Annotated in this window: 26 protein-coding genes and 3 tRNA genes; 17 read left to right on the top strand and 12 right to left on the bottom strand. The window is 59.6% G+C overall.

Annotation, left to right across the window (positions count from 1 at the left end; genetic code table 11):
- Positions 1-39 precede the first annotated feature (39 nt).
- The 7 genes from ACIK7D_RS08340 (at position 40) to sufA (ending at position 7,158) form a co-directional block, all read left to right on the top strand.
- Entirely contained in the window at positions 40-1,209 is a 1,170-nt protein-coding gene (locus ACIK7D_RS08340; protein WP_400156065.1) for a cysteine desulfurase family protein, read from the top strand.
- A gap of 196 nt (positions 1,210-1,405) precedes the next feature.
- Positions 1,406-2,875, top strand: coding sequence for a Fe-S cluster assembly protein SufB (gene sufB, locus ACIK7D_RS08335; RefSeq protein ID WP_003522660.1), 1,470 nt, complete (start codon positions 1,406-1,408; stop codon positions 2,873-2,875).
- 72 nt (positions 2,876-2,947) lie between these two features.
- A complete protein-coding gene (gene sufC, locus ACIK7D_RS08330; RefSeq protein ID WP_003522658.1) occupies positions 2,948-3,703 on the top strand; it encodes a Fe-S cluster assembly ATPase SufC in 756 nt (251 codons plus the stop codon).
- Positions 3,704-3,725: 22 nt separating this feature from the next.
- Positions 3,726-4,997 (top strand): Fe-S cluster assembly protein SufD, encoded by a 1,272-nt coding sequence (gene sufD / locus ACIK7D_RS08325; RefSeq protein WP_400156064.1) that lies wholly within the window; start codon positions 3,726-3,728, stop codon positions 4,995-4,997.
- The gene (locus ACIK7D_RS08320) at positions 4,990-6,240 is read left to right on the top strand and encodes a cysteine desulfurase (RefSeq protein ID WP_400156063.1); all 1,251 of its coding nucleotides are present in this window, start codon (positions 4,990-4,992) and stop codon (positions 6,238-6,240) included. The genes sufD and ACIK7D_RS08320 overlap by 8 nt, the downstream gene beginning before the upstream one ends.
- Before the next feature lie 38 nt (positions 6,241-6,278).
- Complete coding sequence (locus ACIK7D_RS08315) at positions 6,279-6,662, top strand: SUF system Fe-S cluster assembly protein (RefSeq protein ID WP_003522655.1); 384 nt, start codon at positions 6,279-6,281, stop codon at positions 6,660-6,662.
- A gap of 106 nt (positions 6,663-6,768) precedes the next feature.
- Positions 6,769-7,158 (top strand): Fe-S cluster assembly scaffold SufA, encoded by a 390-nt coding sequence (gene sufA / locus ACIK7D_RS08310; protein WP_059760334.1) that lies wholly within the window; start codon positions 6,769-6,771, stop codon positions 7,156-7,158.
- A 21-nt stretch (positions 7,159-7,179) separates the two neighbouring features.
- Here the strand turns inward: sufA and ACIK7D_RS08305 are convergent, their stop codons facing one another.
- Positions 7,180-7,461 carry a hypothetical protein gene (locus tag ACIK7D_RS08305; RefSeq protein ID WP_400156062.1) on the bottom strand — a complete coding sequence of 94 codons (282 nt, stop codon included), beginning with the start codon at positions 7,459-7,461 and terminating at the stop codon, positions 7,180-7,182.
- Positions 7,462-7,834: 373 nt separating this feature from the next.
- Between ACIK7D_RS08305 and ACIK7D_RS08300 the strand changes: the two genes are divergently transcribed.
- Positions 7,835-8,362, top strand: a complete 528-nt coding sequence (locus ACIK7D_RS08300) for a DUF6714 family protein (RefSeq protein WP_400156061.1) — start codon at positions 7,835-7,837, stop codon at positions 8,360-8,362.
- A 68-nt stretch (positions 8,363-8,430) separates the two neighbouring features.
- Here the strand turns inward: ACIK7D_RS08300 and ACIK7D_RS08295 are convergent, their stop codons facing one another.
- Genes ACIK7D_RS08295 through ACIK7D_RS08285 form a run of 3 tightly spaced genes read right to left on the bottom strand, consistent with a single transcriptional unit; the run spans position 8,431 to position 11,664 of the window.
- Positions 8,431-9,639 (bottom strand): ABC transporter permease, encoded by a 1,209-nt coding sequence (locus ACIK7D_RS08295; protein WP_065655182.1) that lies wholly within the window; start codon positions 9,637-9,639, stop codon positions 8,431-8,433.
- A complete protein-coding gene (locus tag ACIK7D_RS08290) occupies positions 9,629-10,348 on the bottom strand; it encodes an ABC transporter ATP-binding protein (RefSeq protein WP_080816776.1) in 720 nt (239 codons plus the stop codon). The genes ACIK7D_RS08295 and ACIK7D_RS08290 overlap by 11 nt, the downstream gene beginning before the upstream one ends.
- A 14-nt stretch (positions 10,349-10,362) precedes the next feature.
- Complete coding sequence (locus tag ACIK7D_RS08285) at positions 10,363-11,664, bottom strand: efflux RND transporter periplasmic adaptor subunit (protein ID WP_174022453.1); 1,302 nt, start codon at positions 11,662-11,664, stop codon at positions 10,363-10,365.
- Between the two features lie 237 nt (positions 11,665-11,901).
- Between ACIK7D_RS08285 and ACIK7D_RS08280 the strand changes: the two genes are divergently transcribed.
- On the top strand, positions 11,902-12,057 hold the full coding sequence (locus tag ACIK7D_RS08280; protein WP_400156060.1) for a hypothetical protein: 156 nt from the start codon (positions 11,902-11,904) through the stop codon (positions 12,055-12,057).
- Between the two features lie 366 nt (positions 12,058-12,423).
- Positions 12,424-12,885, top strand: coding sequence for a hypothetical protein (locus tag ACIK7D_RS08275; RefSeq protein WP_400156059.1), 462 nt, complete (start codon positions 12,424-12,426; stop codon positions 12,883-12,885).
- A 132-nt stretch (positions 12,886-13,017) separates the two neighbouring features.
- On the opposite strand, the gene ACIK7D_RS08270 is transcribed toward ACIK7D_RS08275, so the two are convergent.
- Positions 13,018-13,094 (bottom strand) — tRNA-Arg (locus tag ACIK7D_RS08270).
- A 47-nt stretch (positions 13,095-13,141) separates the two neighbouring features.
- Positions 13,142-13,447 (bottom strand): ETC complex I subunit, encoded by a 306-nt coding sequence (locus ACIK7D_RS08265; protein ID WP_003507982.1) that lies wholly within the window; start codon positions 13,445-13,447, stop codon positions 13,142-13,144.
- A gap of 266 nt (positions 13,448-13,713) precedes the next feature.
- On the opposite strand from ACIK7D_RS08265, the gene ACIK7D_RS08260 reads away from it, so the two are divergent.
- Positions 13,714-13,790: transfer RNA gene (locus ACIK7D_RS08260), tRNA-Pro, on the top strand.
- Between the two features lie 53 nt (positions 13,791-13,843).
- Here the strand turns inward: ACIK7D_RS08260 and ACIK7D_RS08255 are convergent.
- A complete protein-coding gene (locus ACIK7D_RS08255; RefSeq protein ID WP_400156058.1) occupies positions 13,844-14,986 on the bottom strand; it encodes a ceramide glucosyltransferase in 1,143 nt (380 codons plus the stop codon).
- 214 nt (positions 14,987-15,200) lie between these two features.
- On the bottom strand, positions 15,201-15,470 hold the full coding sequence (locus ACIK7D_RS08250) for a DUF982 domain-containing protein (RefSeq protein WP_003522644.1): 270 nt from the start codon (positions 15,468-15,470) through the stop codon (positions 15,201-15,203).
- Positions 15,471-15,683: 213 nt separating this feature from the next.
- Here ACIK7D_RS08250 and ACIK7D_RS08245 point away from each other — a divergent pair, with 213 nt between their 5' ends.
- Positions 15,684-15,932 carry a BON domain-containing protein gene (locus ACIK7D_RS08245; RefSeq protein ID WP_400156057.1) on the top strand — a complete coding sequence of 83 codons (249 nt, stop codon included), beginning with the start codon at positions 15,684-15,686 and terminating at the stop codon, positions 15,930-15,932.
- A 60-nt stretch (positions 15,933-15,992) separates the two neighbouring features.
- Here the strand turns inward: ACIK7D_RS08245 and ACIK7D_RS08240 are convergent, their stop codons facing one another.
- Together ACIK7D_RS08240 and ACIK7D_RS08235 are read right to left on the bottom strand one after the other, a co-directional pair.
- Positions 15,993-16,475, bottom strand: a complete 483-nt coding sequence (locus tag ACIK7D_RS08240; RefSeq protein ID WP_400156056.1) for a DUF192 domain-containing protein — start codon at positions 16,473-16,475, stop codon at positions 15,993-15,995.
- Complete coding sequence (locus ACIK7D_RS08235) at positions 16,475-17,053, bottom strand: cold-shock protein (RefSeq protein ID WP_004442353.1); 579 nt, start codon at positions 17,051-17,053, stop codon at positions 16,475-16,477. Before ACIK7D_RS08235 ends, ACIK7D_RS08240 begins: the two co-directional genes overlap by 1 nt.
- A gap of 192 nt (positions 17,054-17,245) precedes the next feature.
- Between ACIK7D_RS08235 and ACIK7D_RS08230 the strand changes: the two genes are divergently transcribed.
- Positions 17,246-17,686, top strand: a complete 441-nt coding sequence (locus ACIK7D_RS08230) for a VOC family protein (protein WP_059760310.1) — start codon at positions 17,246-17,248, stop codon at positions 17,684-17,686.
- A gap of 156 nt (positions 17,687-17,842) precedes the next feature.
- Complete coding sequence (locus ACIK7D_RS08225) at positions 17,843-19,108, top strand: YcbK family protein (RefSeq protein WP_400156055.1); 1,266 nt, start codon at positions 17,843-17,845, stop codon at positions 19,106-19,108.
- A gap of 282 nt (positions 19,109-19,390) precedes the next feature.
- On the opposite strand, the gene ACIK7D_RS08220 is transcribed toward ACIK7D_RS08225, so the two are convergent.
- Positions 19,391-19,466 (bottom strand) — tRNA-Lys (locus ACIK7D_RS08220).
- Positions 19,467-19,748: 282 nt separating this feature from the next.
- On the opposite strand from ACIK7D_RS08220, the gene ACIK7D_RS08215 reads away from it, so the two are divergent.
- Both ACIK7D_RS08215 and ACIK7D_RS08210 read left to right on the top strand, forming a co-directional pair.
- Entirely contained in the window at positions 19,749-20,495 is a 747-nt protein-coding gene (locus ACIK7D_RS08215; protein WP_003523449.1) for a cytochrome c biogenesis CcdA family protein, read from the top strand.
- 34 nt (positions 20,496-20,529) lie between these two features.
- Positions 20,530-21,468 (top strand): AEC family transporter, encoded by a 939-nt coding sequence (locus ACIK7D_RS08210; protein WP_035263560.1) that lies wholly within the window; start codon positions 20,530-20,532, stop codon positions 21,466-21,468.
- On the opposite strand, the gene ACIK7D_RS08205 is transcribed toward ACIK7D_RS08210, so the two are convergent.
- Positions 21,452-22,660, bottom strand: coding sequence for a UbiH/UbiF family hydroxylase (locus ACIK7D_RS08205; protein ID WP_400156054.1), 1,209 nt, complete (start codon positions 22,658-22,660; stop codon positions 21,452-21,454). The genes ACIK7D_RS08210 and ACIK7D_RS08205 overlap by 17 nt on opposite strands.
- Before the next feature lie 209 nt (positions 22,661-22,869).
- On the opposite strand from ACIK7D_RS08205, the gene pcsA reads away from it, so the two are divergent.
- Positions 22,870-23,595, top strand: a complete 726-nt coding sequence (gene pcsA, locus ACIK7D_RS08200; RefSeq protein WP_003523443.1) for a phosphatidylcholine synthase — start codon at positions 22,870-22,872, stop codon at positions 23,593-23,595.
- Positions 23,596-23,786 lie beyond the last annotated feature (191 nt).

Here is a 23,786-nt window from a genome sequence, read left to right as displayed (position 1 = left end):
CGTTTTGGCGCATTGAAGATTGGATGAAGCCTCATCGTCATGACGGTTTTGACGCGGACATATATGGACTGGAACGCGACGGCGCCGCTTTTGCCCGCCGTGCGCGATGTTCTCGTCTCCGCGCTCGATCTTGCCGGCAATCCGTCTTCCGTCCACCGGGAAGGGCGTGCCGCCCGTGCCGCCGTTGAGGGCGCCCGCCGCGAGGTTGCGGCACTTGCCGGTGCGCAGGCCGCCCATGTCACCTTCACCAGCGGCGCGACGGAAGCCGCCAATCTGGTGCTGACACCGGATTTCAAGATGGGGCGCGCTCCGGTGCGTTATGGCCATCTTTATGTTTCAGCCATCGAGCACCCCGCTTTCCGCGAAGGCGGACGGTTCGGCAAGGCTGACGTTACGGAAATTCCCGTTACGTCAGCGGGCGTCATCGATCTTGCCTCACTTGAGGCGCTTCTGTCTTCGCATGATGCTTCCACCGGCCTGCCGATGGTTGCCTGCATGCTGGTGAACAATGAGACCGGCATCCTCCAGCCGGTGGCGGAAGCGGCGCGGCTGGTGCATGCGGCGGGTGGATTGATGGTGGTTGATGCCGTGCAGGCGGCAGGCCGGGTTCCGCTCGATATCAATGCGCTCGAGGCGGATTTCCTGGTCATCTCCTCCCACAAGCTCGGTGGCTCCAAGGGTGCTGGCGCTCTCATCTCGCGCGGCGAGGTTATGATGCCGAAGCCGCTGATCCATGGCGGCGGGCAGGAAAAGGGGCATCGTTCCGGCACGGAAAATACCCTGTCGGTTATCGGCTTTGGCGCCGCTGCCGCTGTGGCGGCCCAAAATCTCGAGATTGAAGCGGCGCGTCTTGCGGCTCTGCGGGCGCGGCTGGAAGACGGCATGCGGGTGAGCGCGCCGGATGTGATCATCCACGGCGAGGACGTTGCCCGCGTTGGCAATACCACGTTTTTCACCCTGCCGGGCCTGAAGGCGGAAACGGGGCAGATCGCTTTCGATATCGAAGGTATCGCGCTTTCTGCCGGTTCGGCCTGCTCATCCGGCAAGGTGGGGGAAAGCCATGTGCTGACGGCTATGGGGTGCGATCCCAAGCTCGGCGCGCTCCGGATTTCCCTTGGCCATGCGACGGACGAGGCGGACATCGAACGGACGCTTGCGGCGTTTGCGAAAATTGCCGGGCGGCGCAGGCTGGCCGGTCAGGCCGCTTAAAATGCGGCAAAGAATTGCGGAATAGCAATTTTCCGCTTGCCGGGATGTGTGAAAAGCGCCATCCCGCACTTACATGGGTATAAGCTCCGCCCCGCTTACGGCGCGGTGACATTGCCCGAAGATGGATAAGGCGGCTTTCCGCCTTGATACGTTGACAAGCCACCGGACCTTGGCTCCGGCGAGATTGGAGAACGACATGGCAGCGGTTCAGGAAACGATCGATCAGGTCCGCCAGATCGATGTGGACCAGTATAAATATGGCTTCGAAACCAATATCGAAGTCGACAAGGCCCCGAAGGGCCTTTCGGAAGAGGTGATCCGTTTCATTTCGGCCAAGAAGCAGGAGCCCGAATGGATGCTGGAATGGCGTCTTGAGGCTTACAAGCGCTGGCTGACGATGGAAGAGCCGACCTGGGCGCGCGTCAGCTACCCCAAGATCGACTTCAACGACCTTTATTATTACGCCGCGCCGAAGACCGCGCCCGGCCCGAAGTCGCTCGATGAAGTCGACCCGGAGCTTTTGAAGGTCTATGAGAAGCTCGGCATTCCGCTGAAGGAACAGGAAATCCTCGCCGGTGTCGAAAAGCGCCCGGTTGCCGTGGATGCCGTGTTCGACAGCGTCTCGGTCGTCACCACCTTCAAGGCGGAACTGGCGAAAGCCGGCGTCATCTTCATGTCGATTTCGGAAGCCGTGCGCGAGCATCCGGAACTGGTGAAGAAATATCTCGGCTCGGTCGTCCCGACGACGGACAATTTCTACGCGACGCTGAACTCGGCCGTCTTCACCGACGGTTCCTTCGTGTTCGTGCCGAAGGGCGTTCGCTGCCCGATGGAGCTTTCCACCTATTTCCGCATCAACGAGAAGAACACCGGCCAGTTCGAGCGCACGCTGATCATCGCCGAAGAGGGCGCCTACGTCTCCTATCTGGAAGGCTGCACGGCGCCGCAGCGCGACGAGAACCAGCTTCACGCCGCCGTGGTTGAACTCGTGGCGCTCGATGATGCCGAAATCAAATATTCCACCGTCCAGAACTGGTATCCGGGCGACAAGGAAGGCAAGGGCGGCATCTACAACTTCGTGACCAAGCGCGGCGATTGCCGTGGCAACCGTTCGAAGATTTCGTGGACGCAGGTGGAAACCGGCTCGGCGATTACCTGGAAATACCCGTCCTGCATCCTGCGCGGCGATGACAGCCGTGGCGAGTTCTATTCGATCGCGGTCTCCAACGGCCATCAACAGATCGATAGCGGCACCAAGATGATCCATCTCGGCAAGAACACCTCGAGCCGCATCATCGCCAAGGGCATCGCCGCCGGCTTTTCGGAAAACGTCTATCGCGGCCAGGTGTCTGCCCACCGCAAGGCAACCAACACCCGCAACTTCACGCAGTGCGACTCGCTTTTGATCGGCGACAAGTGCGGCGCGCATACCGTGCCCTATATCGAGGCGAAGAACTCCTCCGCTCATTTCGAGCATGAGGCGACGACGTCGAAGATTTCCGAAGATCAGCTCTTCTACTGCCTGCAGCGCGGCATCCCGGAAGAAGCGGCCATCGCACTGATCGTCAACGGCTTCGTCAAGGAAGTCATTCAGGAACTGCCGATGGAATTTGCCGTGGAAGCGCAGAAGCTGATTGGCATTTCGCTGGAAGGCTCGGTCGGCTGATCGTCACCCAAACACGCATTTGAGTGCGCGATGTTCGCGCACCTTCGCTCACACAATTCTTAGGATACATCCATGCTTGAAATCATCGACCTGCACGCAAAGATCGCCGATACCGAAACCGAGATCATCAAGGGTCTCAACCTGAAGGTTGCCGCCGGTGAGGTTGCCGCCATCATGGGGCCGAACGGTTCCGGCAAGTCGACGCTGTCCTACATCCTGTCGGGCCGCGAAGATTATGAAGTCACCTCCGGTGACATTCTTTATAACGGCGAAAGCATTCTGGAACTGGATGCCGCCGAGCGTGCGGCCAAGGGCATCTTCCTTGCCTTCCAGTATCCGGTTGAAATTCCCGGTGTCGCCACCATGCAGTTCCTCAAGGTTGCGATGAACGAGCAGCGCAAGGCGCGCGGCGAGTCCGAGCTGACGACGCCGGACTTCATTCGCCGCGTCAAGGAAGCGGCCGGCGACCTGAAGATCGACATGGAAATGCTGAAGCGTCCGCTCAACGTCGGCTTCTCCGGCGGTGAGAAGAAGCGCGCTGAAATCCTGCAGATGGCGCTCTTGGAGCCGAAGCTCTGCGTTCTCGACGAAACCGATAGCGGTCTCGACATCGACGCCCTGAAGATCGTGGCTGACGGCGTCAACGCGCTGAAGTCGCCGGATCGCGCCACCGTCGTCATCACCCACTATCAGCGCCTGCTCGATTACATCGTGCCCGACAGCGTTCACGTTCTCTACAAGGGCAAGATCATCCGCTCGGGTGACAAGGCGCTGGCGCTGGAACTGGAAAACAATGGTTACGCCGACATCATCGGTGAAGCGGCCTAAGTCGGGCCAGGAGGTGATGTCCATGAACATTCAAGCTACCAACCGGCTGACGCCAGCGGAAACCGCGCTGGTCGACGCCTACACCGCCAAGTTCAGCGAATTGCCGGGCGATGGCGCCGTTGTCGCTGCCCGCGACGTGCTGTTCGACGATCTGAAGACAGGCGGTCTTCCGACGCGCCGCATCGAGGCGTGGCACTATACCGATCTGAAGAGCCTGCTGCGTGCCGTTCCGGAAGACCGGCCCGCGCCGGTTATCGAGAAGCAGGCGCCGACGGTTGCCGGCTCTCTGGTTGCCTACATGCAGCACGGCACGGCCGATATCGGCAAGATCGAAGACATCCGCGTGTCGCGCTTTGCCGAAAGCCTGGCTGACGGTTCCGCGGCCGCAGGTCTTGCGGAAGCCAGCAAGGATGACGCGATCGGCCGCATCAACGGCAGCTTCGTGCGTGATGGTCTGGTGCTCGACATTCCGGCCGATGCCGATATCGAAAAGCCGATCGAATTGCAGGCGGTCCATGGCGCAGGCCAGGTTCACAGCCGCTTCCCGGTTCGTTTCGGCAAGGGTTCCAAGGCAACCGTCATCGAACGTCACCTTTCGGTGACTTCGGATGCAGCCTTTGTTTCCTCCGTTACCGACATCGTCGTTGAAGACGGTGCGGAAGTGACCTGGATCATCCTGCAGCAACAGGGTGCAGCCGATATCCATCTTGCCCAGCTGCGCATGAAAATCGGCGCGGATGCCAAAATCCGCCTGTTCATTGTCAATGCCGGCGGCAAGCTGGTGCGGCAGGAACTGCGCATCGACGTGGAAGGCGAGGGCACGGACCTCATCGTTCGCGGCGTCAACCTTTTGGGTGGCGAAACGCATACCGACGTGACGATGGTTCTTGGCCACAACGTGCCGAACACGACCTCGACGGAAGTGTTCCGCAACGTGGTGTTCGACCGTGCCAAGGGCATTTTCCAGGGCATGATCCGGGTGGCGCCCGATGCCCAGAAGACCGACGCGAAGATGGCCTGCAATACGCTGCTGATGTCTGACGATGGCGAGTTCTCGGCAAAGCCGGAACTGGAAATCTTCGCCGATGACGTTCAGTGCGGCCATGGTGCGACGGTTGCCGATATCAGCGACAACCATCTCTACTACCTGATGGCGCGCGGCGTGCCGCGGGCAAAGGCACGGGCGATGCTCGTCAACGCCTTCGTCGCCGAGATCGTCGAGGAACTGGAAGAAGAAAATCTGGTAGAGGCGCTGGAGACGATCATCTCCGGCTGGCTGGAACATCATGCCTGAGAGCGAACGCGCCGCAGTGGCGGCCCCTTATGACATCGAAGCCGTGCGCCGGGATTTCCCGATCCTGTCGCGCGAAGTCTATGGCAAGCCGCTGGTCTATCTTGACAACGGCGCATCCGCTCAAAAACCGCAGGCGGTGATCGACGCCGTTTCGCATGCTTATGCGAACGAATACGCCAATGTGCATCGCGGCCTGCATTTCCTCTCCAATGCCGCAACCGATGCCTATGAGGCGGCGCGCGAAAAGGTGCGCCGGTTCCTGAACGCCGGTTCGGTGGACGAGATCGTTTTCACCAAATCCTCGACCGAGGCGATCAATACGGTTGCCTATGGTTACGGCATGCCCAAGATCGGCGAGGGCGACGAGATCGTCATCTCGATCATGGAGCATCATTCCAACATCGTGCCGTGGCATTTCATCCGCGAGCGGCAGGGTGCGAAGCTCGTCTGGGTGCCTGTTGATGATGACGGCGCGTTCCACATCGAGGCTTTCGAAAAGAGCCTGACGGAGCGCACCAAGCTCGTTGCCATCACCCATATGTCGAATGCGCTCGGTACCATCGTGCCGGTCAAGGAAATCTGCCGCATCGCCCATGAGCGCGGCATTCCGGTGTTGATCGATGGTTCGCAGGGCGCGGTTCACATGCCGGTTGATGTGCGCGATATCGATTGCGACTGGTATGTGATGACCGGCCACAAGCTTTACGGCCCCTCGGGCATCGGCGTGCTCTATGGCAAGGCGGATCGCCTGCGCGAGATGCGGCCGTTCCAGGGCGGCGGCGAGATGATCCTCGACGTTTCCGAAGACAATGTGACCTATAACGAGCCGCCGCACCGTTTCGAAGCCGGTACGCCGCCCATCGTGCAGGCCATCGGTCTCGGTTACGCGCTGGATTACATGGACAATCTTGGCCGCGCCGCGATTGCCGCGCATGAGGCCGATCTTGCCGCTTACGCCGCGGAGCGTCTGCGCGAGATCAATTCGCTGCGCATCATTGGCAATGCGCCTGACAAGGGTGGCATCTTCTCCTTCGAGCTCGAGGGCATTCACGCCCATGATGTCTCGATGGTGATCGACCGGCGCGGCGTTGCGGTACGTGCGGGCACCCATTGCGCCATGCCGCTCTTGAAACGCTTCGGCGTCACCTCCACATGCCGGGCATCGTTCGGCCTTTACAATACCCGCGCCGAAGTAGACTCTCTTGTTGAGGCGCTGGAATATGCGCGCAAATTTTTCGCCTGATATCGGGATTTGAGAGATCAGGATTGAGGTTTAAGACCATGACTGCCGAAGCCACTGCAAAGACCCAGGATGCGACCGAAGCTCAGGAAAAGGTTTCGACCATTCCGCCGGATGAGCTGGCGCGCCTCAGCGACGACGTGATTGCGGCGCTGAAGACCGTCTACGACCCGGAAATTCCGGCCGATATCTTCGAACTCGGTCTCGTCTACAAGATCGACATCGAGGACGACCGGATGGTCAAGATCGTCATGACGCTGACGGCCCCCGGTTGCCCGGTGGCCGGTGAAATGCCGGGCTGGGTGGAAAATGCCGTCGGTGCCGTCGAGGGTGTTTCCGGTGTCGTGGTCGAAATGACCTTCGACCCGCCATGGACGCCGGACCGCATGTCGGAAGAAGCACAGGTCGCCGTCGGCTGGTACTGACGTGATTTTGACGGGTGTCATCCCTTGATGACACTCTCAGGCGCTATTAGATTGAAATCCATAAGCATCGAGCCTTGAACTCGATTGTCGAAGGAGAATTAAGCCCATGGGCTTTGCGATCATGACCATGACCGGGGCTGCCGCCTCGCGCGTTAAAGCAATCGTCGAAAATTCCGGCCCGGACGCCAGGGGCGTGCGCGTCGGCATCAAGAAGGGCGGCTGCGCGGGCATGGAATATACCATCGACCTCGTGACCGAACCGGATGCGAAGGACGATCTGGTTGAATTCGAAGGGGCGAAGGTCTGGGTTCAGCCTTCCGCCGTGCTTTATCTGCTCGGCACCCAGATGGATTTCGAAGTGACCAAGATGCGCTCCGGTTTCACCTTCAACAATCCGAACCAGACATCCGCCTGCGGCTGCGGTGAATCGGTTGAGCTGAAGCCCGCCGATCTGGCGGCGCTGGCAAAGCAGCGTGAGGCTGAAGCCAGCGTTTGATTGGCTGCGCCATTTTTCCGGTCAGCGGGATGATTGCTGTTTCAGCGTATCGATAAAATCCGCCAGCGGATGAATCGATGGTGTCGTTGTCAAAAGCGGCTCGAGAGCCGCCGCGATCTTCCCGCAATCCTCCCCGGCAAGTGATCGAAGACTTGAGCTGACTCTGTTGTAGTCGGGTGTCCCGCGTGACGCGAGGGAGCGATTGATCACAAACAGCTCCGTCTGTCCGTCAATCCGTTCGACGAAGAGGGCGAGCGAACCGCCGTCTGCGGCAGCGGCGCTGTCCGATACCGATTTGAACATCCAAACTCCATCCGGTAAACTTGAGGGCGAGCCTATCCGATTGACGCCCTGACGCAAGATCAGCAAGTATATCGGATATTCTGCGAGGTTTGGCAGGAGGGGCGGAACCGCCTGCCGCCCGTGCTGGAACGGCGTGTGGCCGGCAGGATTGATCGGGAGTGAACCGGGATGGACATCAGTAGCGCCTCGATTGATATCTGGACGATAGGTCTGATCGTCGCCAGCGTCGTGGCTGGCCTGACGCTGATTGCCGGTATTGTTTGCCTTGCGTTTTACTGGGAGGAGACAAAGGGATCTGCGGCGGCATCCAAGGGGGACACGTTGAATAGTCCCCCGCTCGAGCGGACCGAAGGTGGAGACTGGCCGACAGTGCATGGCGACGGGAGTGGGGGAGCGCATCATTGAACAGGCAGACGATTTGATGAGGCCGGAACCCGATAATATTGCGAAGGCCAAAGCCGTGGTGCGAGAGGCATTCGCGGATGTCGCCCTGGGCGTGGGCGTCGGCCTCTCCGAGGCGCAGGCGCTTGACGACTACGCGAGCAATGAGGTCCGCGCCGCATGCCGGGCTGGCGATGAGAAGAATGACTGGGCCGCGATCCCGCTGAAGGACCTTAACAGACATTCCGGCAGCCCCGCCTTCCTTGATGCTGAAGGAATGCGCTTTCATCTGCCCGCCTATATGATTGCCGACCTCAATGGCGACTACAGGCACGAATTCGCACCCTATTTGTGCGGACGCCAGGAGACGTTTTCCTTACTGACCCCTTTGCAGCGGAATGCCGTGGAAGCGTATCTCCGCGCCATCAGTGAGAAGGAGAACCTGCCATCCTATCAGGACGATATAGAGCGCGCACTTGAAGAGTGGGCAGATAGTGCACGCTCCCCGGTGAGCGACTAAACGCGGATCGGGTCAATCCCCGGGAAGAGGTTGTTACACAAAGCCGGTAGCGGTTTGAACGCTGGCTTTCATTCATGCCGCAACGCTTCTATCGGGCTCAGGCTCGCCGCCCGTCGTGCCGGGAAATAGCCGAAAATCACCCCGATGGCCGCCGAAAAGGCGAAGGCGAGGAAGATGATCGACGGGCTGGTGACGAAGGGCACGTTGAGATACCCGACGACCGCATAAGCAAGGCCGAGGCCCGTCAAGATGCCGACAAGGCCGCCGAAGGCCGACAGCATGACGGCTTCCACCAGAAACTGCGTCAGCACCTGTTTTTCCAGCGCGCCGATGGCAAGGCGGATGCCGATCTCGCGGGTGCGTTCCGTTACCGAAACCAGCATGATATTCATGATGCCGATGCCGCCGACAAGAAGGCTGACAGCCGCGACCGCGCCGAGAAGCCCTGTCAGCAACGTCGTCGTGCCGGTCATGGCCGAAGCGATCTGCGTCATGTCGTTGACGGTGAAATCATCCTCGCGGCCGATGCCGATGCGGCGACGCTCGCGCAGCAGGTTCTGCAGGTCGCTCTGCACCTTGGCTGTCGAAACGCCGTCCTGCGCCGAGACCATGATCGAGGAAATGGTGGTGGTGCCGCCGATGCGCCGCTGGTGGATTTTCAGCGGCATGATGATCGTGTCGTCCTGATCGTCACCGAGGCCGGACTGGCCTTTCCTGCCCAGCACACCGATGACGGGGCAGGAGATGTTGCTGACGCGGATCGTCTGCCCCACCGGGTTTTCCGCGCCGAACAGTTCCTGCCGCACCGTTTCGCCGATGATGCAGCCGATCTGGCCGCCGCGATCTTCGGCGGGCTGGAAATCGCGGCCGAGCGCGATGGTCCAGTCCTGCGCGATCAGATAGTCGTTGGTGGTGCCGATCACACTTGTCTGGTGGTTCTTGCCGCCGAAAATGACCGTGGCCGCGGAACTGCGGTTCTGCGGTGCGACGGCGCGGATGCCCGATATCTGGTTGCGGATGGCCTCGACATCGCGGTCATCGAAACGTTTGGCTTCGGTGCTCGCCCTTCCGGGGCCGAACTGGCCGGGGCGAACGAACAGCATGTTGGTGCCGAGCCGCGACAGTTCCGATTTCACCTGTTCGGTCGTGCCGTTGCCGATGGTGACCATGGCGATGACGGCGGCGACGCCGATGACGACGCCGAGCACGGTGAGGAAGGAGCGCAGGAGGTTGCGGCTGATGGCGCGCAGCGCAAGACGCGACGTTTCAAAGAACATCGGCGGTCTCCTTTTCGTCCGTCGCACTGTCGGAGGCGAGGTGGCCATCGACGAAACGCAGGAGACGCCCGGCATGGGCGGCGATATCTTCTTCATGGGTGACCATGACCACCGTTATGCCCCTGTCGCGGTTGAGCGCGGTAATCAGTTCCATGATTTCGATGCTGGTCTTCGTATCGAGATTGCCGGTCGGCTCGTCGGCCAGAAGCAAAGCGGGGCGGGTGACGATGGCGCGTGCGATGGCCACACGCTGCTGCTGGCCGCCGGAAAGCTCCTGCGTGGTGTGGTCCTCGCGGCCTTTCAGGCCCACCTGCGCCAGTGCCTCCATGGCGCGCGCGCGCCGCTCCGAGGCCTTCATACCGCGATAGATCAGCGGCAGCTCGACATTCTCCACCGCCGAGGTGCGCGAGAGAAGGTTGAAACCCTGAAACACGAAACCCAGCATATGCCGGCGCAGCAGCGTCAGATGTTCGTTGTCGAAGCCGCTGGTCGGCACGCCCTGAAACAGATATTCGCCTGATGTCGGCACATCCAGACAGCCGATGATATTCATCGAGGTGGATTTGCCGGAGCCGGACGGCCCCATGATGGCGACGAATTCCTTCTCATGAATGGAGAGGCTGACGCCATCGAGCGCGCGGATGGTCGCTTCGCCGCGGCCATATTGCTTGACGACATCGCGGAATTCGATGAGCGGCGGCTGTTGCATGGGCTTGTCCTCCGTCAGCCGGCGTTGCGGGCCGTGGCGTCGGTAATCACCTGATCGTCGGCTTTCAACTCGCCCGATTTTACCACGGTATGCTGGCCGTCGGTGGAACCGGTTTCGATGGCGACGGAAACTGGCGTGTTGTTGCGCAGCACCCAGACCGTTCTTTTGCCGGCCGCGGCCGCCTGACCGGCATCGCGGTTCTGCGAGCGGCCCATGCGCGGTGGGCGGAACAGGCTCATCAACCCGCCGCCACGGGAGGCGGATTCGCGCGGCGGCGTATAACGAAGCGCGGAATTCGGCACCAGCAGCGTATCCTTGATTTCTTCGACGATGATATTGGCGGTCGCCGTCATGCCGGGGCGCAGCAGCAATTCCTCATTATCGACAGTCAGTATGCCCTTGTAGGTCACGACGTTGGATACGGTTTCCGAGGCGAAGCGCACGGTCTCGATCTCGGCTGGAAAGCTGCGGTCGGGATAGGCATCGACGTTAAAATTGGCCTTCTGACCGGTCTCGACCTTGCCGACATCGGCCTCATCCACCGAGACCTGCAATTCCATGTGGCGCAGATCGCCGGCGATGGTGAACAGCACCGGGGCATTGAGCGAGGAGGCGACGGTGGCGCCGGGATCGACGCTGCGGGTGAGGATAACGCCATCGATGGGCGAGACGATCTTGGCCTTGCCGAGATTGACCTCGGCGAGCCTCAGATCCGCTTCCGCCGAAAGCACGGTCGCCTCGTTGACTTCAAGTGTCGCGGCAGCCGCATCATGGGTGAACTGCGCGGCGTCCAGATCCTGCTGGCTGGAGACCCGGTTCTGCACCAGCGATTTCAGGCGCTCCATGGAGGTTTTGGCCGATCCGAGATCGGCGCGCGCCTTCAGCACATTGGCCTTGGCGGAAGCAAGCTTGGCGCGGGCGCTCTGGACGTCGGCTTCGAGCTTGTTGGTATCCAGTTCCGCCAATACGTCTCCCGCCTTGACCGGGCTGTTATAGGTGACGTTGACCTTGCGCACGGTGCCGGACAGTTCGCTCGATATATCGACCTGATCCGTCGGCTGAACCGAGCCGGTGGAGGTGACGATGACCGAGAGATCGCCCTGACGCGCGGCTTCAGTGGTGTAGCTATAGGCGACACCTGCCGCACGTGACTGGTAATAATAGCCGAGGCCTCCGCCAATCAGAACAATGGCTGCTGCGGCGTAGAGATACCGACGCGACTTTTTCTTGCGGCCGTTTCTGTTCGTTCCCAGAATCTCGCGCAGATCGGGCTGGCTGTTTTGTGTATCGCTGCCACTCGTATTGGCGTCATTCATTCTCGTCACCCGCAAAGTTCAAAATACCACAGAGGGTTGTCGCCGCTCTCCGGTTTGTCCGTCCATCTGTCGCCGTTGTATTCCTCTGATTGTGGGAAGTGACATAGCTTGCCCTAAGGGTGAAGTGAAAACTTGGTAATATTTATGATAGTTCTGGTCTGATAGAGATAAATCCGGGAAGATCGATGCCATAAACGCGGCTGAGCTTTCAGCAGCGATAGTCAGGACGAAGATAGAATGAACGACAATGTGGTGAAGTTCCGCAAACCGGTGCCGCCGAAGAAGCCACGCGAACCGCTGGGGCCGAAAGCCAGGAAGGCTTTGATGATTGCGGCTGTCATCGCATTTTTCGTGGCGGTGTGGGGGTATTTCACGTTGATGGGGCAGGGGTAGGCTCGTCTTTCGAGAGCGCATGAGCCGCGAATCTGCACGACCGGAAGCGCAGTCACCTCCCGCATCTGGGCGCTTTGCGACAATTGTCGCCACCAGTTATCTTCCGTCATTGAATAAAGCCGCCTCAGCACGGTCATTTAATATTGATCGATTCCACGGTATTGTTCGGCATAGCAGTAGCGCCACGGTCGGGGGAACAAAATGGGGCGGGCGGTTTGGGCTATCGCAGTGGGAGTTTTGGTAAGTCTTGGCGCGTTTATGGTGCTTAGTCTGTTAGGCGTTGGCGTCGGCTGGTGGTTCTTAGACGCAATTGCCCCAACCGTATCGGGGGTGACCAAAAACACGAACACGGGAGAATGGGGGCGAATGCTTCTCTTGCCGTTGGCCATGACTGTAGGCATCGTCTGCGGAGCTCTCGTGTTTGACCCAGGCATGTCCAGCAAGACAGAGGCGATCGTGGTTTCGATCGTGTTTTTTCTTCTCGTATCTGTCTCCGGAATAAACTTCTGGACGAATGACAGCCTGATAAACGTGAACGCTCAGTTGGTGATCGACGTTTTCTTGAGCATTTCTGCTCTGGCCGTCATCATCCTGCTGCTTCGGTGGGAACCAACGCGTCCTACGACATTGGCTGCCCAGAGAGTCGCGCTATTCCTGATAACTATCTTTGGGTTCGTCTTACCACTATTTTACGGAACAAGCCTATTGCTGCAAGGGATGGGTTTCGAAGGCGAGCTGAAAACGATCTCCGACTTTATCGGCTTCATCTCCGCCGCATTGGGACTGGCTGTGGCAGCCGCGCCAAATCTGTTAGCGAAGCGTAGCTGATCCGCACTCATGCGACATGGTGCCGGACCCCTCATGAGGGGCTGATTGCAAACCGAATGAGTCCAGAGGTGCCAGACGCTAAGTTTTGGAGTCCTTGAGATAATCCGGACGTATCTGGCATTGCAGAAAAGATGGCGACCCCTGCAGGACTCGAACCTGCGACCTACTGCTTAGAAGGCAGTTGCTCTATCCAGTTGAGCTAAGGGGCCGTCATGCCGGGCAAAGATGCTCCGGCAAAAACTTTGATCGTCGTGTTTCAGTGCGTCCAGGGCTGGGTGCGGTTGAAACGGAAATTGTCGGTGTAGGAAACCACCTTGCGGGTCGCTTCCTTCGGCTGGATGACGCGGTATTCGATGCCCTTGCGCTGGGCATAGGCTTCTGCCTGTTCCTGCGTCTCGAATGTCAGCTTGAGCTGCTGCTTCATGTCGGAACTGGAGGTGTAGCCCATGATCGGATCGATCTTGCGCGGAACCTCGGCGTCGAATTCCAGAACCCAGACATTGGTCTTCGCCTTGCCGGATTGCATGGCGGTTTTTGCAGGGCGGTAAATCTTCGCAGACATGTCGAAACTGCTCCGGTTGGACAGCGGGGCGAAACACCCCGAATTATTCATCACGTACCTGAATAGAATAACCAAATCGTGTCAGGAACGTTGAATTTGAAATGGACTGACTTCAGGTGAGAGTCAAGACGATTATCCCCTTGCCGTCCGATCGTGCGCTGCCGTTTCGAGGTTACGTTTTGCTCATCGGGGCCGTGGCTGAACAAAGATGAATTTCCCTGTTGCGGACTGCGGGTGAACCGTGTATTCCCCAGCCATCGCCTCGGCGGAGTGTAGCGCAGTCTGGTAGCGCATCTGGTTTGGGACCAGAGGGTCGGGAGTTCGAATCTCTCCACTCCGACCATTTTAAAGCAAAACATCAGCTTTCCGGCGTAACTTCTTCCAAATAGCTGTGATTTATTCCGCGGATGGACCAGCCAGGGTGCTCTCTGCCGTGCCGATCGTCATGACATTACCGCGCCATGCCACCGCGCTGCCGATCCAGCTTCGCGCCCAGACGACGGGCATGATCATGTCCCGGGCGATCATTGCCGGCAGCGTATGGAGCGATACCGGCCAACGGTTGAGGGCCGCGAGCGCAAGTTCCGGCACGTACATGAGGGCGAGGACGGCAAAGGCGGTTGCGGCGAGGTTTATATCCATCATGGCGGCGGCGGCGAGCGCGAAGAGAAGCGGGGGAAGCGCGCCAGTGAGGATTTCCGGCGCGAAATATTGCGGGAAGGTCACGCGCCGCAGCCGCGCCCAGCGGGTTTGGCGCGACCAGATCTCGCCGGCATTGCGCTGGCCGAGCGGCTGTTCGAAGGGGGCGCATACCAGATGCACCTTGCGACCGGCGCTTCGCACCAGCTTCGTCGAGGCGGCGTCTTCGGCGATTTCAGCGGCCAGCGCGCGAATGCCGCCATTGTCCTCCAGGAACGGCTTGTTCCACAACATCGACTTGCCCTGTGCGAAACCCATGCCGATGGCTTCCGCCGCATATTGCCAGCGGCCCTGCGAGCCGTTGAGGAAGGCGCATTCCACATGCGCCCAGAAACCCGCAGGCCTTGAGCCGAGCGGCGGCGAGCAGACGAGCCCGCTATCCTGCCGCCAGGCCGACATCATGGTCGCAATATAGGATTTCGGCATCAGCACATTCGAATCGGCCAGGATCACCCATTCATGCCGGGCGGCCCGCCAGCCCTTGACGCAATTGTTCAGTTTCGGATTGGCGCTGATGCGGTCATCGCCGATGAGCAACTGCATGGAAACCGAGGGGAAGGCGGCTTGCGCCTTGCGAACTTCCTCGATCACCGGATCGAATTCATCGGCGACGCAGAACAGCAGCTCATAATCTGGCCAGTTGAGTTCGAAGGCGCGCGACAGCGTCAGGGGCGTGAAGTTCTCCACGCCGCGCAGCGGCACCACGAGCGAGACAGGCGGCTTTTGCCGGACGAGATCGTTTTCCGCGTCCCGTCTCGTCAGTCGCCAGCCGGCCAGAACGATGCCGAGAAGATTGAAGCCGAGGAGCAGAATTGCGCAAAGGGCAAAGACAGTTTCCATGCTGGCCAGTTCCACTCCCAAGCTTTTGGCGGTCTGTGCGCCAATCGATTCCATGGAATTCGTCTCTGCCGATTATAACGTTTGCGTGACAGTTACATGTCATCATCGGCCGGTGTGCAGGCTGCGCCGTGCATGGAGGCGTCGCAGAAACTGCCGCGCAAAAGAAAAAGCCCTCCGCATAGAAGGGCCCAATCGTCATGACGGTCGATGAATTTTAGTGGACGTTCAGGATATGGGCATGACTGCTTGCGATGAGAAACGATTCCCGTGCTTTCTCGATGTCGCATCTGCCGGCGATGGCATCGAGGCAGTTCCTGCGCGCCTCTTCATATTCCGGCCCGTGTTCCTCGGGCCAACGGTACATCAGCATGTCCAGCGCCACCAGCGGGCTGTAGATTTCAACGGCGACGCACAGCGGCAGGTGGATCGCCACCGGCTTCATCCACGAGGCGTGGTGACACGGCTCCGTTCTGTTAATCAGCATGTCATTCTCCTCCCTGTTTTACCTGCCTTGAAGGCCTTTCACACTCCCATGCGCGAAATGCCCGCCTCACGAAATGGTTCCCGATCACCTAAAATGTGATCGATCAGGGGGTTCCAATTTTCCAAGATGAATGGAAGATGAACAAATAGATGAACCGGAGATGAACAAAACCGCCCTCAGGGCGTTGTTATGTCCATAAGAAGGAGAACGAATATGTTCAATTTGTCAGGCATTCAGGAAAGCTTCTTTGGAGACCGCATGGCCGGCGTATGCCAGGCAATCACGTCGGCTCTGGCCTTCGAATCGGGTCTCGAAAAGTCGCGCATTTCCGCAACTGTCGAAAATGATGTGATCTATCTGGAAGGCACGGCCGATTCGGTCGAAGCGATCGACATCGCCATCAGCCTTGCCGCTTCCATTTCCAATTGCCGGATTCTGAGCCATATCGAGCCGGTCTACTGAATATTGCGCCAGCCGGGCGAAACCTCGTCCGGCTCATTCTGACGCAATAACGCGGCAACGTCATTTCCGGTTGCCGATTTGCGCGCTGCGAACTAAATCGCCCGGCTTGATGCCATAGCGTTTCGCAGTGCCGCCATTCAGTTCAAGCACAAATTTTACTGGCCCGCGGGAGCTGATGATCGCTTCCGAATGCGGAACCGCGTTTTCGTGAATATGGGTAATACGGCCGTCGCGGCCAATGAAAAGCATGTCGAGCGGAATAAGCGTGTTCCGCATCCACATGGCGACGTCACGCGGCTCACCGAAATCGAACAGCATGCCGTTTTCAAGCGGCATGCTCTTGCGGAACATCAGGCCCTGTTCACGCTGGGCGTTGTTCAGCGCCAGTTCCGCGGTGAAATCGTGGCTCTTTCCCCCGGCGGTTTCAATCTGCAGCGGTTCGGAGGTGAATGTCTGCTGTTGCTGGGCCTGCGCGGCGGCGGCGAGCGTGAAAAAAAGAAGCGCCATAACGGCGCTTTTCACCATATGGGGCAGGGCGGACATCAATGCGACATTCCGATGGAAACCGGGTTGTCGGGGTGGATTTCCGCCGCCATCAGGCCCTTGTCGCCATCGCCGTAACGCACCAGCACCACCTGGCCGGGGCGAAGCTCCGTCAGGCCGAAACGGCGCAGGGTTTCCATGTGCACGAAAATATCTTCCGTTCCTTCGCCGCGCGTCAGGAAGCCGAAACCCTTGGTGCGGTTGAACCACTTGACGATGGCGCGCTCAAGCCCGCTCGAAGGCGTTACCTGCACATGCGTGCGCACCGGCGGCAGCTGCGAGGGGTGAACGGCGGTCGACTGATCCATGGACAGGATGCGGAACGCCTGGAAACCGCGGTCGCGCCGCTGGATGAGGGCGACGATGCGCGTGCCTTCAAGAATTGTCTGGTAACCGTCGCGGCGCAGGCAGGAGACGTGCAGCAGCACATCCTGCGTGCCGTTGTCGGGCACGATGAAGCCGAAACCCTTGGCGACATCGAACCACTTCACGACGCCGGTAATTTCGGTCAGGTCCACGGCATCGCCCGAAAGGTCCTCGACATCGACTATCGTTTTCGATGACATCCTATCAGCCATATCCTGCCAACCCCTCGATTACGCGCCATACACCGGTCAACTGATTCCTGTGCGCCAGATTAACATCTTGGTAACGGTTTCACGCAAGCCCTAGTTTTTGATTTACGCAGCTGCTTTTATGTCGCCGTCCTTGTCCGGGGCTTGCCATCATGCGTTTAACGGCTCCGGACCCGTGTAATGGAGAGGAAGAAAATGCGGTATCTGCACACAATGGTTCGCGTCAAAGACCTTGGCGAATCACTGAAATTCTATGGCGACCTGCTGGGTCTTGAGGAAATACGCCGAATCGAGAACGAAAAAGGCCGATTCACTCTGGTGTTTCTTGCGGCGCGCGACGACATTGCTGCGGCGAAGGAAAACAAGGCACCGTGCCTCGAACTCACCTATAACTGGGACACAGAGGATTATACCGGCGGCCGCAACTTCGGTCATCTGGCTTACGAAGTCGACAATATCTACGATTTCTGCGCCCGGCTTCAGCAGAACGGCATCGTCATCAACCGGCCGCCGCGTGACGGGCACATGGCCTTCGTGCGCTCGCCGGATGGTATTTCCTTCGAAATTCTGCAGAAGGGCGAAAGCCTCGCACCAGCCGAACCGTGGATATCTATGCAGAATACCGGTTCCTGGTAGGGATTTTCCGGCGAGCAGCGGCGTTTTCGGGTGCTCTTGCCTTGTCCCGAGGGGATGAGGCATAGTCCGCGAATCGAAACGGCCAGTCCCGTTTTGGGGAAGCACACGCGCCCGTTCCCGTGCTGCTGTTGGAAATGCAAGATACGGAGGCCACCCATGACAACTGTCGAGAGCGCGAAAGGACGTCTGGTCCGTCAGCGTCTCGTCATCGCGGTTTCGCTGCTCGGGCTTTCCGGATGCGTTTCGGCGGTGACCGACGATGAGATGGCCGCCGCGACCAAAAAGCCGGAAATTTCCGCACAACAGAAGCCTCAGAACGCCGCTCCAACTGCCGCCGCCGGCGCGCAACAGGGACATTATGTGGATCCGGCCGTGGCATCGGCGGCCGGAGCGGTCGCGCCAGCCCAGCCGCAGGCATCGGGCGGCCCGGCGCAGGCCTATGGCGCCGCCCCCGATATCGGCGGATTGACGACGCAGCCAACGGCGATCTCCGCAGGGACGACAAGCATTTATTCCACCGCATCCGCAGCAGCAGCGTCCGCCGGTGCCGCAGGGGCGCCGGGCACGGCCACTGCTGCGGGTGCTCCTTCCCAAAGAATCGTTCCCGCCGTCAGCAGCGTCTATTCGGCGCCGGTGCAGGCGCAACCGGTGGCAGCGCCGGCTCAGGTCCCGCCAGCCGCACAGGCGCCGGCGGAACAGCACAGCGAAAATCGTCAGCCGGTTCCCGTACCCGTGCCGCAGTCGGCATCGGAACAGCTCGCGGCTGTTGCCGCGCAACCAGCCAAGGACGCAAAGGCGGCGGGCGAGGGGCAGGAAAGCGAGGGTAAGGGCGTAACGCTTGCGGCATTTTTCGCCGGTGCGGCCAAAAAGCGCCTGCCGAAAATGATTGAAAGCGGCACGGCCGGCAATACGCAGGTCGCCGCATTGCCCGGAGTTTCGGACGGGACGATGGGCATTGCCCTTTCCGGCCGCTCGATGATGTCCGACGAATTCGACGATGCGCATCTCGATGAAGAGGATGACCAGCCGACCGGCCTCATGAAGCTCGCTTCGCTCTCCGGCCTCACCCGCGTCGCCCCGAACGGGCTTTTCCTGCAGACGGACCGTGTCGAAGTCGGCTGTTTCAAGCCGGAACTGGTGCGGATGATCAAGGATGTGGAGCGCCACTACAACAGCCCGGCGATCGTTACCTCGGGGTATCGTCCGCCGAAGGGCATAAGGCAGGGCTCCAAGCACTACACCTGCGATGCCGCCGACATCCAGATCAAGGGCGTCTCCAAATGGGAGCTTGCCACCTATCTGCGTTCCCTGCCGGAACGCGGTGGCGTCGGCACCTATTGCCACACCGAATCGGTCCATATGGACACAGGTGAGCCAAGAGACTGGAACTGGCGCTGCCGCCGTACTGCCGCGCGCAAATGATCTCCTGATTGGATTTGTCGGAATATTAAATCTGGTGATTTCCGGGGCCGAGACTTCGGCTTAAGGAACTATCCCGAGCGATTGAAAAGACTGCCGGGTCATGCCGGGACGCTGGCACTTGAGCCGGTGACCCTTATCGCAGCGGCTGTTCTGAACCCGGGCTTGTGGCAGATATCGCTATTTTACGCGCGAAGACTGCGGGAGAATCTTTTCTATTCCGATCAGAGTTCGGTCACGCTCGGTGCTAACTCTTTGCGAAATATCAGAAAACTGGATTTGAGGTGGTGAGAGCGCAGGGATTCGAACCCTGGACCTACTGATTAAAAGTCAGTTGCTCTACCGGCTGAGCTACGCTCTCCCGTGTCGGGGCTTGGCTGCCCTTCGGAAGTGCGCGGAACATAGGTAGAGCGATCCGTTCGGTCAACCCAAAAAAAGCGGTTTCGACAATCAATCCGGTTTTTTTTGTCGCACCCCCGAAAAGGTGATTGGAGAGAGGGGGCGGCTGGGGATAAAACCGGCTTCAGACATGTCGGCCGAACGGGTGAAATCCTTTTGCAGCAATGACATGCACGAAAATGAAGCGTGAAGTGCCGGCGAAACTCGAGAATCGCGGCGGCTTTGCGGAATGCGGAGTTCTTTCTTGTCGATTGCCGATATTTCCCTGTTCAGCGCGCTTCTGGCCGGCGCTCTTTCGTTTCTGTCGCCCTGCGTTCTGCCGCTGGTGCCGCCTTATCTCTGTTATATGGCGGGTGTTTCGGTCGAGCAGTTCAGGACGGAAGATACCGCGCCGCGGCCGGAGATTCGCAGGGCCGTGCTGTTTTCGGCCTTCTTCTTCACGCTCGGTTTCGCCACGGTCTTTGTGGCGCTGGGGGCAGGCGCCTCGACGATCGGCACGCTTCTGCGTCAGAATCTCGATATTCTCGCCAAGATCGGCGGTTTCATCATCATTCTGATGGGTCTGAATTTTCTCGGCGTGTTCCGTATCGGCCTGTTTTCGCGCGAGGCGCGGTTTCAGGGGGCGGGCAAGCCTGCCACGCTGTCGGGGGCCTATGTCATGGGTCTTGCCTTCGCCTTCGGCTGGACGCCCTGCATTGGCCCGGTTCTGGGGGCTATTCTCGGGGTCGCCGCCGCGCGCGATACGGTTGGCGACGGTGCGGCGCTGCTTGCGGTCTATTCTCTTGGCCTTGCGGTGCCGTTCTGGATCGCGGCGGCGTTTTCCGGCTCCTTCATGCGTTTCCTCGTTCGCTTCCGCCGCCATCTCGGCCTCGTGGAAAAGCTGCTCGGCGTGTTGCTGGTGCTGACCGGTCTCGCTTTCATGTCCGGTTTTATCACCAATGTGGCGATCTGGTTCCAGGAGACCTTTCCGATCCTGATGCAAATCGGCTAAGCCTCCCGCTGGAGTTGCTTGCGGGGGAAACATAGTGACGGATATCGTCGGATTGCTGTTACCGTTTTTCGGCCTGATCTTCATCGGCTACGGGGCGGCGCGCATTACGAAGCAGCCGGTCGAGGCGATGGGCTGGCTGAACACCTTCATCATCTATGCGGCGCTTCCGGCGCTGTTTTTCAAGCTGGTATCGAAAACGCCGGTGGAAGAACTGGCGCGGATGGATTTCGTCGCGGCCAGTCTCGCCTGCACCTATGGCATTTTCTTGGCTGTGTTCCTGATCGGCCGGTTCGTGCGGAAAAACAGCCTTGCCGAAACCACGATCCAGAGTTTCGCGGCAAGCTACGGCAATATCGGTTATATGGGGCCGGGGCTTGCGCTTCTGGCGCTTGGCGAAAAGGCGGCGGTGCCGGTGGCGCTGATCGTCTGCCTGGAAAACGCCGCCCATTTCATCGTCGCGCCGGCGATGATGGCGGTTGCGGGCGGTGACAAACGCTCCCCGGCGAAGCTTGCGCTGGATGTGGCGCGCAAGGTCATCACCCATCCCTTCATCGTCTCCGTCATTGCCGGTTTTCTCGCCGCCTCGCTGTCATGGCAGCCGCCGGAGGCGGTGCAGCGGCTGGTGGATTATCTGGCGCAATCGGCGGCGCCCTGCGCATTGTTTGCCATGGGTGTGACGCTGGCACTTCGGCCAATGAAACGGGTGCCGGTGGAAATCAGCTATATCGTGCCGGCAAAGCTGATCCTGCATCCGCTCGCCGCTTATCTCGTGCTCTCGTCGCTCGGCCGATTCGAGCCGGTGTGGATCTATTCGGCCGTGCTTTTGGCCGCACTGCCGACCGCGACGAATGTTTTCGTCATCGGTCAGCAATATCACGTCTGGCAGGAGCGGGCGTCGGCAACGATCCTGATCTCGACGGTGCTGTCGGTCCTTACGCTGACCGGCGTGGTTTATTTCATCCAGCCTTTTTGAAGCTGCCGAACAGCAGTGAGGGCAGGGCCTTCAGCCCACGGCCCGGTTCGATGCCCTCGCGCATGACCATGCTTCTAAGGGTGCCGATGCCGGAAAGCACGTGCAGGCCCGCCGCGCGCGCCATCTGCACCGGCAGGAGATCGGAAAGCAGAGAGCGGTTCAGAAGATCGACGCTCAGCGTGCGGCTATAGACATCCGCCCGCCGCCTGCGGTCGAAGCTGCTGCCGGCATCGGCCGCAATCGGCCGGTCGGAGACGGCGCTCAGCAATTCCGTCAGCGCGATGATGTCGCGCAGGCTGAGGTTCAGCCCCTGCGCGCCGATGGGCGGAAAACCATGTGCGGCCTCGCCGATAAGGGCGACGCGGCCCTTGCCGAAGCGATGTGCCGTCATGGAAGAGAGCGGCCATGCCTGCACGCTGTCCTCGACGGTGACGGCTCCCAGCATGGATTGCATGCGCTCCTCGATCCGCAGGCTGAGCGCTTCCAGCGGCAGCGCGGTCAATTCCTCCGCCTGTTGCGGGGTGACGACCCAGACGAGGCTGGAGCGGTTGCCGGGCAGGGGAACCTGGGTGAAAGGGCCGGTGGGGGTATGAAATTCCGTCGAGACATTGCCATGAGACCGGCTATGGCCGAAGTTCAAAACAATGGCCGTCTGCGGATAGGACCAGGATTTGACGCCGATGCCGGCGGCATCCCGCACCATCGATTTGCGGCCATCCGCACCGATGAGGAAATCGGCGGAGAGCGTTTCGCCGTCGCCAAGCGTCACCGATACACGGTCGTTGCCGATGTCGATCGTCTCGGCTGTGGCATCGAGGCGGGTAATATTGTGTTCCTGCTCGACCGCTTCGCTCAGAACGCCGAGCAGCGCCTCATTGGGGATGTTCCAGCCAAAGGCGTCCAGCCCGATTTCGGAGGAGCGGAACTGCACGGTGGGTGCACGCAGCAGGCGGTCGGTGCCATCGATGATCTGCATGGTGGAAAGGCGTGCGGCCGAAGGCGCGATGCGCGACCACAGGCCGAGACGATCCATGAAGCGGATGGACTGGTCCATCAGCGCCGTGGTGCGCTGGTCCTTCCTGTCGCTGGAAGGTGCGATGAGCGCCACGTGGCGGCCCGCCCGCGCCAGCGCGATGGCCGCGATCTGGCCCGCAAGTCCCGCACCGGTGATGGCGATATCGAAGTGTCTCATGGTCCTGATCCGTTGTTATTTCCAAAGCATCATAAAGGCTTTGGTCGGGTAAATCCACTTCGCTCCCGGAACATCCGGTTGCGAAGATTCGTTGGTTGTGCCGCGATATTAGTCTTAGGATAAGCGGATTGAGCCGGTTGCAAAGCGTGGTGAATGGCCGCATACCGGAATGAACAGGCGGATGAAAAAACGGGGCACAGACGCTGACTATGAAAATTTTCAACTATAAGCGTGTTCCCTACGCGGAAATCCGCGCCTTTTCGGTCCATATGCTCACGGCCTCCGGCTCGTTCCTGGCTTTTCTCGGTGTGGTCGCCGCAGCCGAACACCGCTTCGTCGACATGTTCTGGTGGCTGGGGCTTGCGCTTCTGGTGGATGGCATCGACGGACCCATCGCCCGCAAGGTCAGGGTGAAGGAAGTGCTGCCCAACTGGTCCGGCGATACGCTCGATAATATCATCGACTATGTTACCTATGTGCTGCTGCCCGCCTTTGCGCTTTATCAGAAAGGCATGATCGGCGAGCCGCTATCCTTCGTGGCCGCGGGCATGATCGTGGTGTCGAGCGCCATTTATTACGCCGACATGGGCATGAAGACGGACGAATATTTCTTCTCCGGCTTTCCGGTGGTGTGGAACATGGTGGTGTTCACCCTGTTCGTCATGGACGCCAGCGCCACCACGGCGATGATCGTCGTTACCGTTTCGGTGTTCTTGACATTCCTGCCGATCAACTTCCTGCATCCGGTGCGGGTGAAGCGATTGCGGCCGCTCAATCTCGCCGTGGTCTTCATCTGGTGCGCGCTTGGCGGTTATGCGCTGCTGATGCATTTCGAAACCCCGACCTGGGCCGTGATCGGCTTTGTGGCGAGCGGCATCTATCTTTATTGCATCGGTGGAATATTGCAGTTTTTCCCCTCGCTCGGCGCGAAATGAGGAAAGGGTAAAGCCGTTTATTGCTTGTGCAAATTGCATTTAAGCGGCGTCTTTTTCAGTTGTGCGCAGCAGCAAAACCGTTATCAATAAGTTCTGATCGCGTATCATTGCATACTTTTTGGTGCGGGATTGGGAACAATGACCGCAATCGTTTGAAACGCCTCGAAGAAGGCATGACGGTTGGTGAGAGA

The organism is Agrobacterium sp. P15N1-A (assembly GCF_044626815.1).
GTDB classification, from domain to species: domain Bacteria; phylum Pseudomonadota; class Alphaproteobacteria; order Rhizobiales; family Rhizobiaceae; genus Agrobacterium; species Agrobacterium leguminum.
Note: the sequence above shows the minus strand (reverse complement) of the source record. Positions and strands in the feature narration are given on the sequence as shown.

Excerpts from the sequence above, each read along its gene's own strand:
- ACIK7D_RS08290 (WP_080816776.1), bottom strand. The coding sequence starts at position 10,348 with ATGCAACAGCCGCCGCTCATCGAATTCCGCGATGTCGTCAAGCAATAT.
- sufC (WP_003522658.1), top strand. The coding sequence starts at position 2,948 with ATGCTTGAAATCATCGACCTGCACGCAAAGATCGCCGATACCGAAACC.
- ACIK7D_RS08225 (WP_400156055.1), top strand. The coding sequence starts at position 17,843 with ATGACAACTGTCGAGAGCGCGAAAGGACGTCTGGTCCGTCAGCGTCTC.
- ACIK7D_RS08315 (WP_003522655.1), top strand. The coding sequence starts at position 6,279 with ATGACTGCCGAAGCCACTGCAAAGACCCAGGATGCGACCGAAGCTCAG.
- ACIK7D_RS08305 (WP_400156062.1), bottom strand. The coding sequence starts at position 7,461 with ATGTTCAAATCGGTATCGGACAGCGCCGCTGCCGCAGACGGCGGTTCG.
- sufA (WP_059760334.1), top strand. The coding sequence starts at position 6,769 with ATGGGCTTTGCGATCATGACCATGACCGGGGCTGCCGCCTCGCGCGTT.
- ACIK7D_RS08285 (WP_174022453.1), bottom strand. The coding sequence starts at position 11,664 with ATGAATGACGCCAATACGAGTGGCAGCGATACACAAAACAGCCAGCCC.
- pcsA (WP_003523443.1), top strand. The coding sequence starts at position 22,870 with ATGAAAATTTTCAACTATAAGCGTGTTCCCTACGCGGAAATCCGCGCC.
- ACIK7D_RS08255 (WP_400156058.1), bottom strand. The coding sequence starts at position 14,986 with ATGGAAACTGTCTTTGCCCTTTGCGCAATTCTGCTCCTCGGCTTCAAT.
- ACIK7D_RS08320 (WP_400156063.1), top strand. The coding sequence starts at position 4,990 with ATGCCTGAGAGCGAACGCGCCGCAGTGGCGGCCCCTTATGACATCGAA.
- ACIK7D_RS08280 (WP_400156060.1), top strand. The coding sequence starts at position 11,902 with ATGAACGACAATGTGGTGAAGTTCCGCAAACCGGTGCCGCCGAAGAAG.
- ACIK7D_RS08295 (WP_065655182.1), bottom strand. The coding sequence starts at position 9,639 with ATGTTCTTTGAAACGTCGCGTCTTGCGCTGCGCGCCATCAGCCGCAAC.
- ACIK7D_RS08205 (WP_400156054.1), bottom strand. The coding sequence starts at position 22,660 with ATGAGACACTTCGATATCGCCATCACCGGTGCGGGACTTGCGGGCCAG.
- ACIK7D_RS08230 (WP_059760310.1), top strand. The coding sequence starts at position 17,246 with ATGCGGTATCTGCACACAATGGTTCGCGTCAAAGACCTTGGCGAATCA.
- ACIK7D_RS08250 (WP_003522644.1), bottom strand. The coding sequence starts at position 15,470 with ATGCTGATTAACAGAACGGAGCCGTGTCACCACGCCTCGTGGATGAAG.
- ACIK7D_RS08300 (WP_400156061.1), top strand. The coding sequence starts at position 7,835 with ATGGCGACGGGAGTGGGGGAGCGCATCATTGAACAGGCAGACGATTTG.
- ACIK7D_RS08340 (WP_400156065.1), top strand. The coding sequence starts at position 40 with ATGACGGTTTTGACGCGGACATATATGGACTGGAACGCGACGGCGCCG.
- ACIK7D_RS08245 (WP_400156057.1), top strand. The coding sequence starts at position 15,684 with ATGTTCAATTTGTCAGGCATTCAGGAAAGCTTCTTTGGAGACCGCATG.
- ACIK7D_RS08275 (WP_400156059.1), top strand. The coding sequence starts at position 12,424 with ATGCTTCTCTTGCCGTTGGCCATGACTGTAGGCATCGTCTGCGGAGCT.
- sufD (WP_400156064.1), top strand. The coding sequence starts at position 3,726 with ATGAACATTCAAGCTACCAACCGGCTGACGCCAGCGGAAACCGCGCTG.
- ACIK7D_RS08265 (WP_003507982.1), bottom strand. The coding sequence starts at position 13,447 with ATGTCTGCGAAGATTTACCGCCCTGCAAAAACCGCCATGCAATCCGGC.
- sufB (WP_003522660.1), top strand. The coding sequence starts at position 1,406 with ATGGCAGCGGTTCAGGAAACGATCGATCAGGTCCGCCAGATCGATGTG.
- ACIK7D_RS08235 (WP_004442353.1), bottom strand. The coding sequence starts at position 17,053 with ATGGCTGATAGGATGTCATCGAAAACGATAGTCGATGTCGAGGACCTT.
- ACIK7D_RS08240 (WP_400156056.1), bottom strand. The coding sequence starts at position 16,475 with ATGTCCGCCCTGCCCCATATGGTGAAAAGCGCCGTTATGGCGCTTCTT.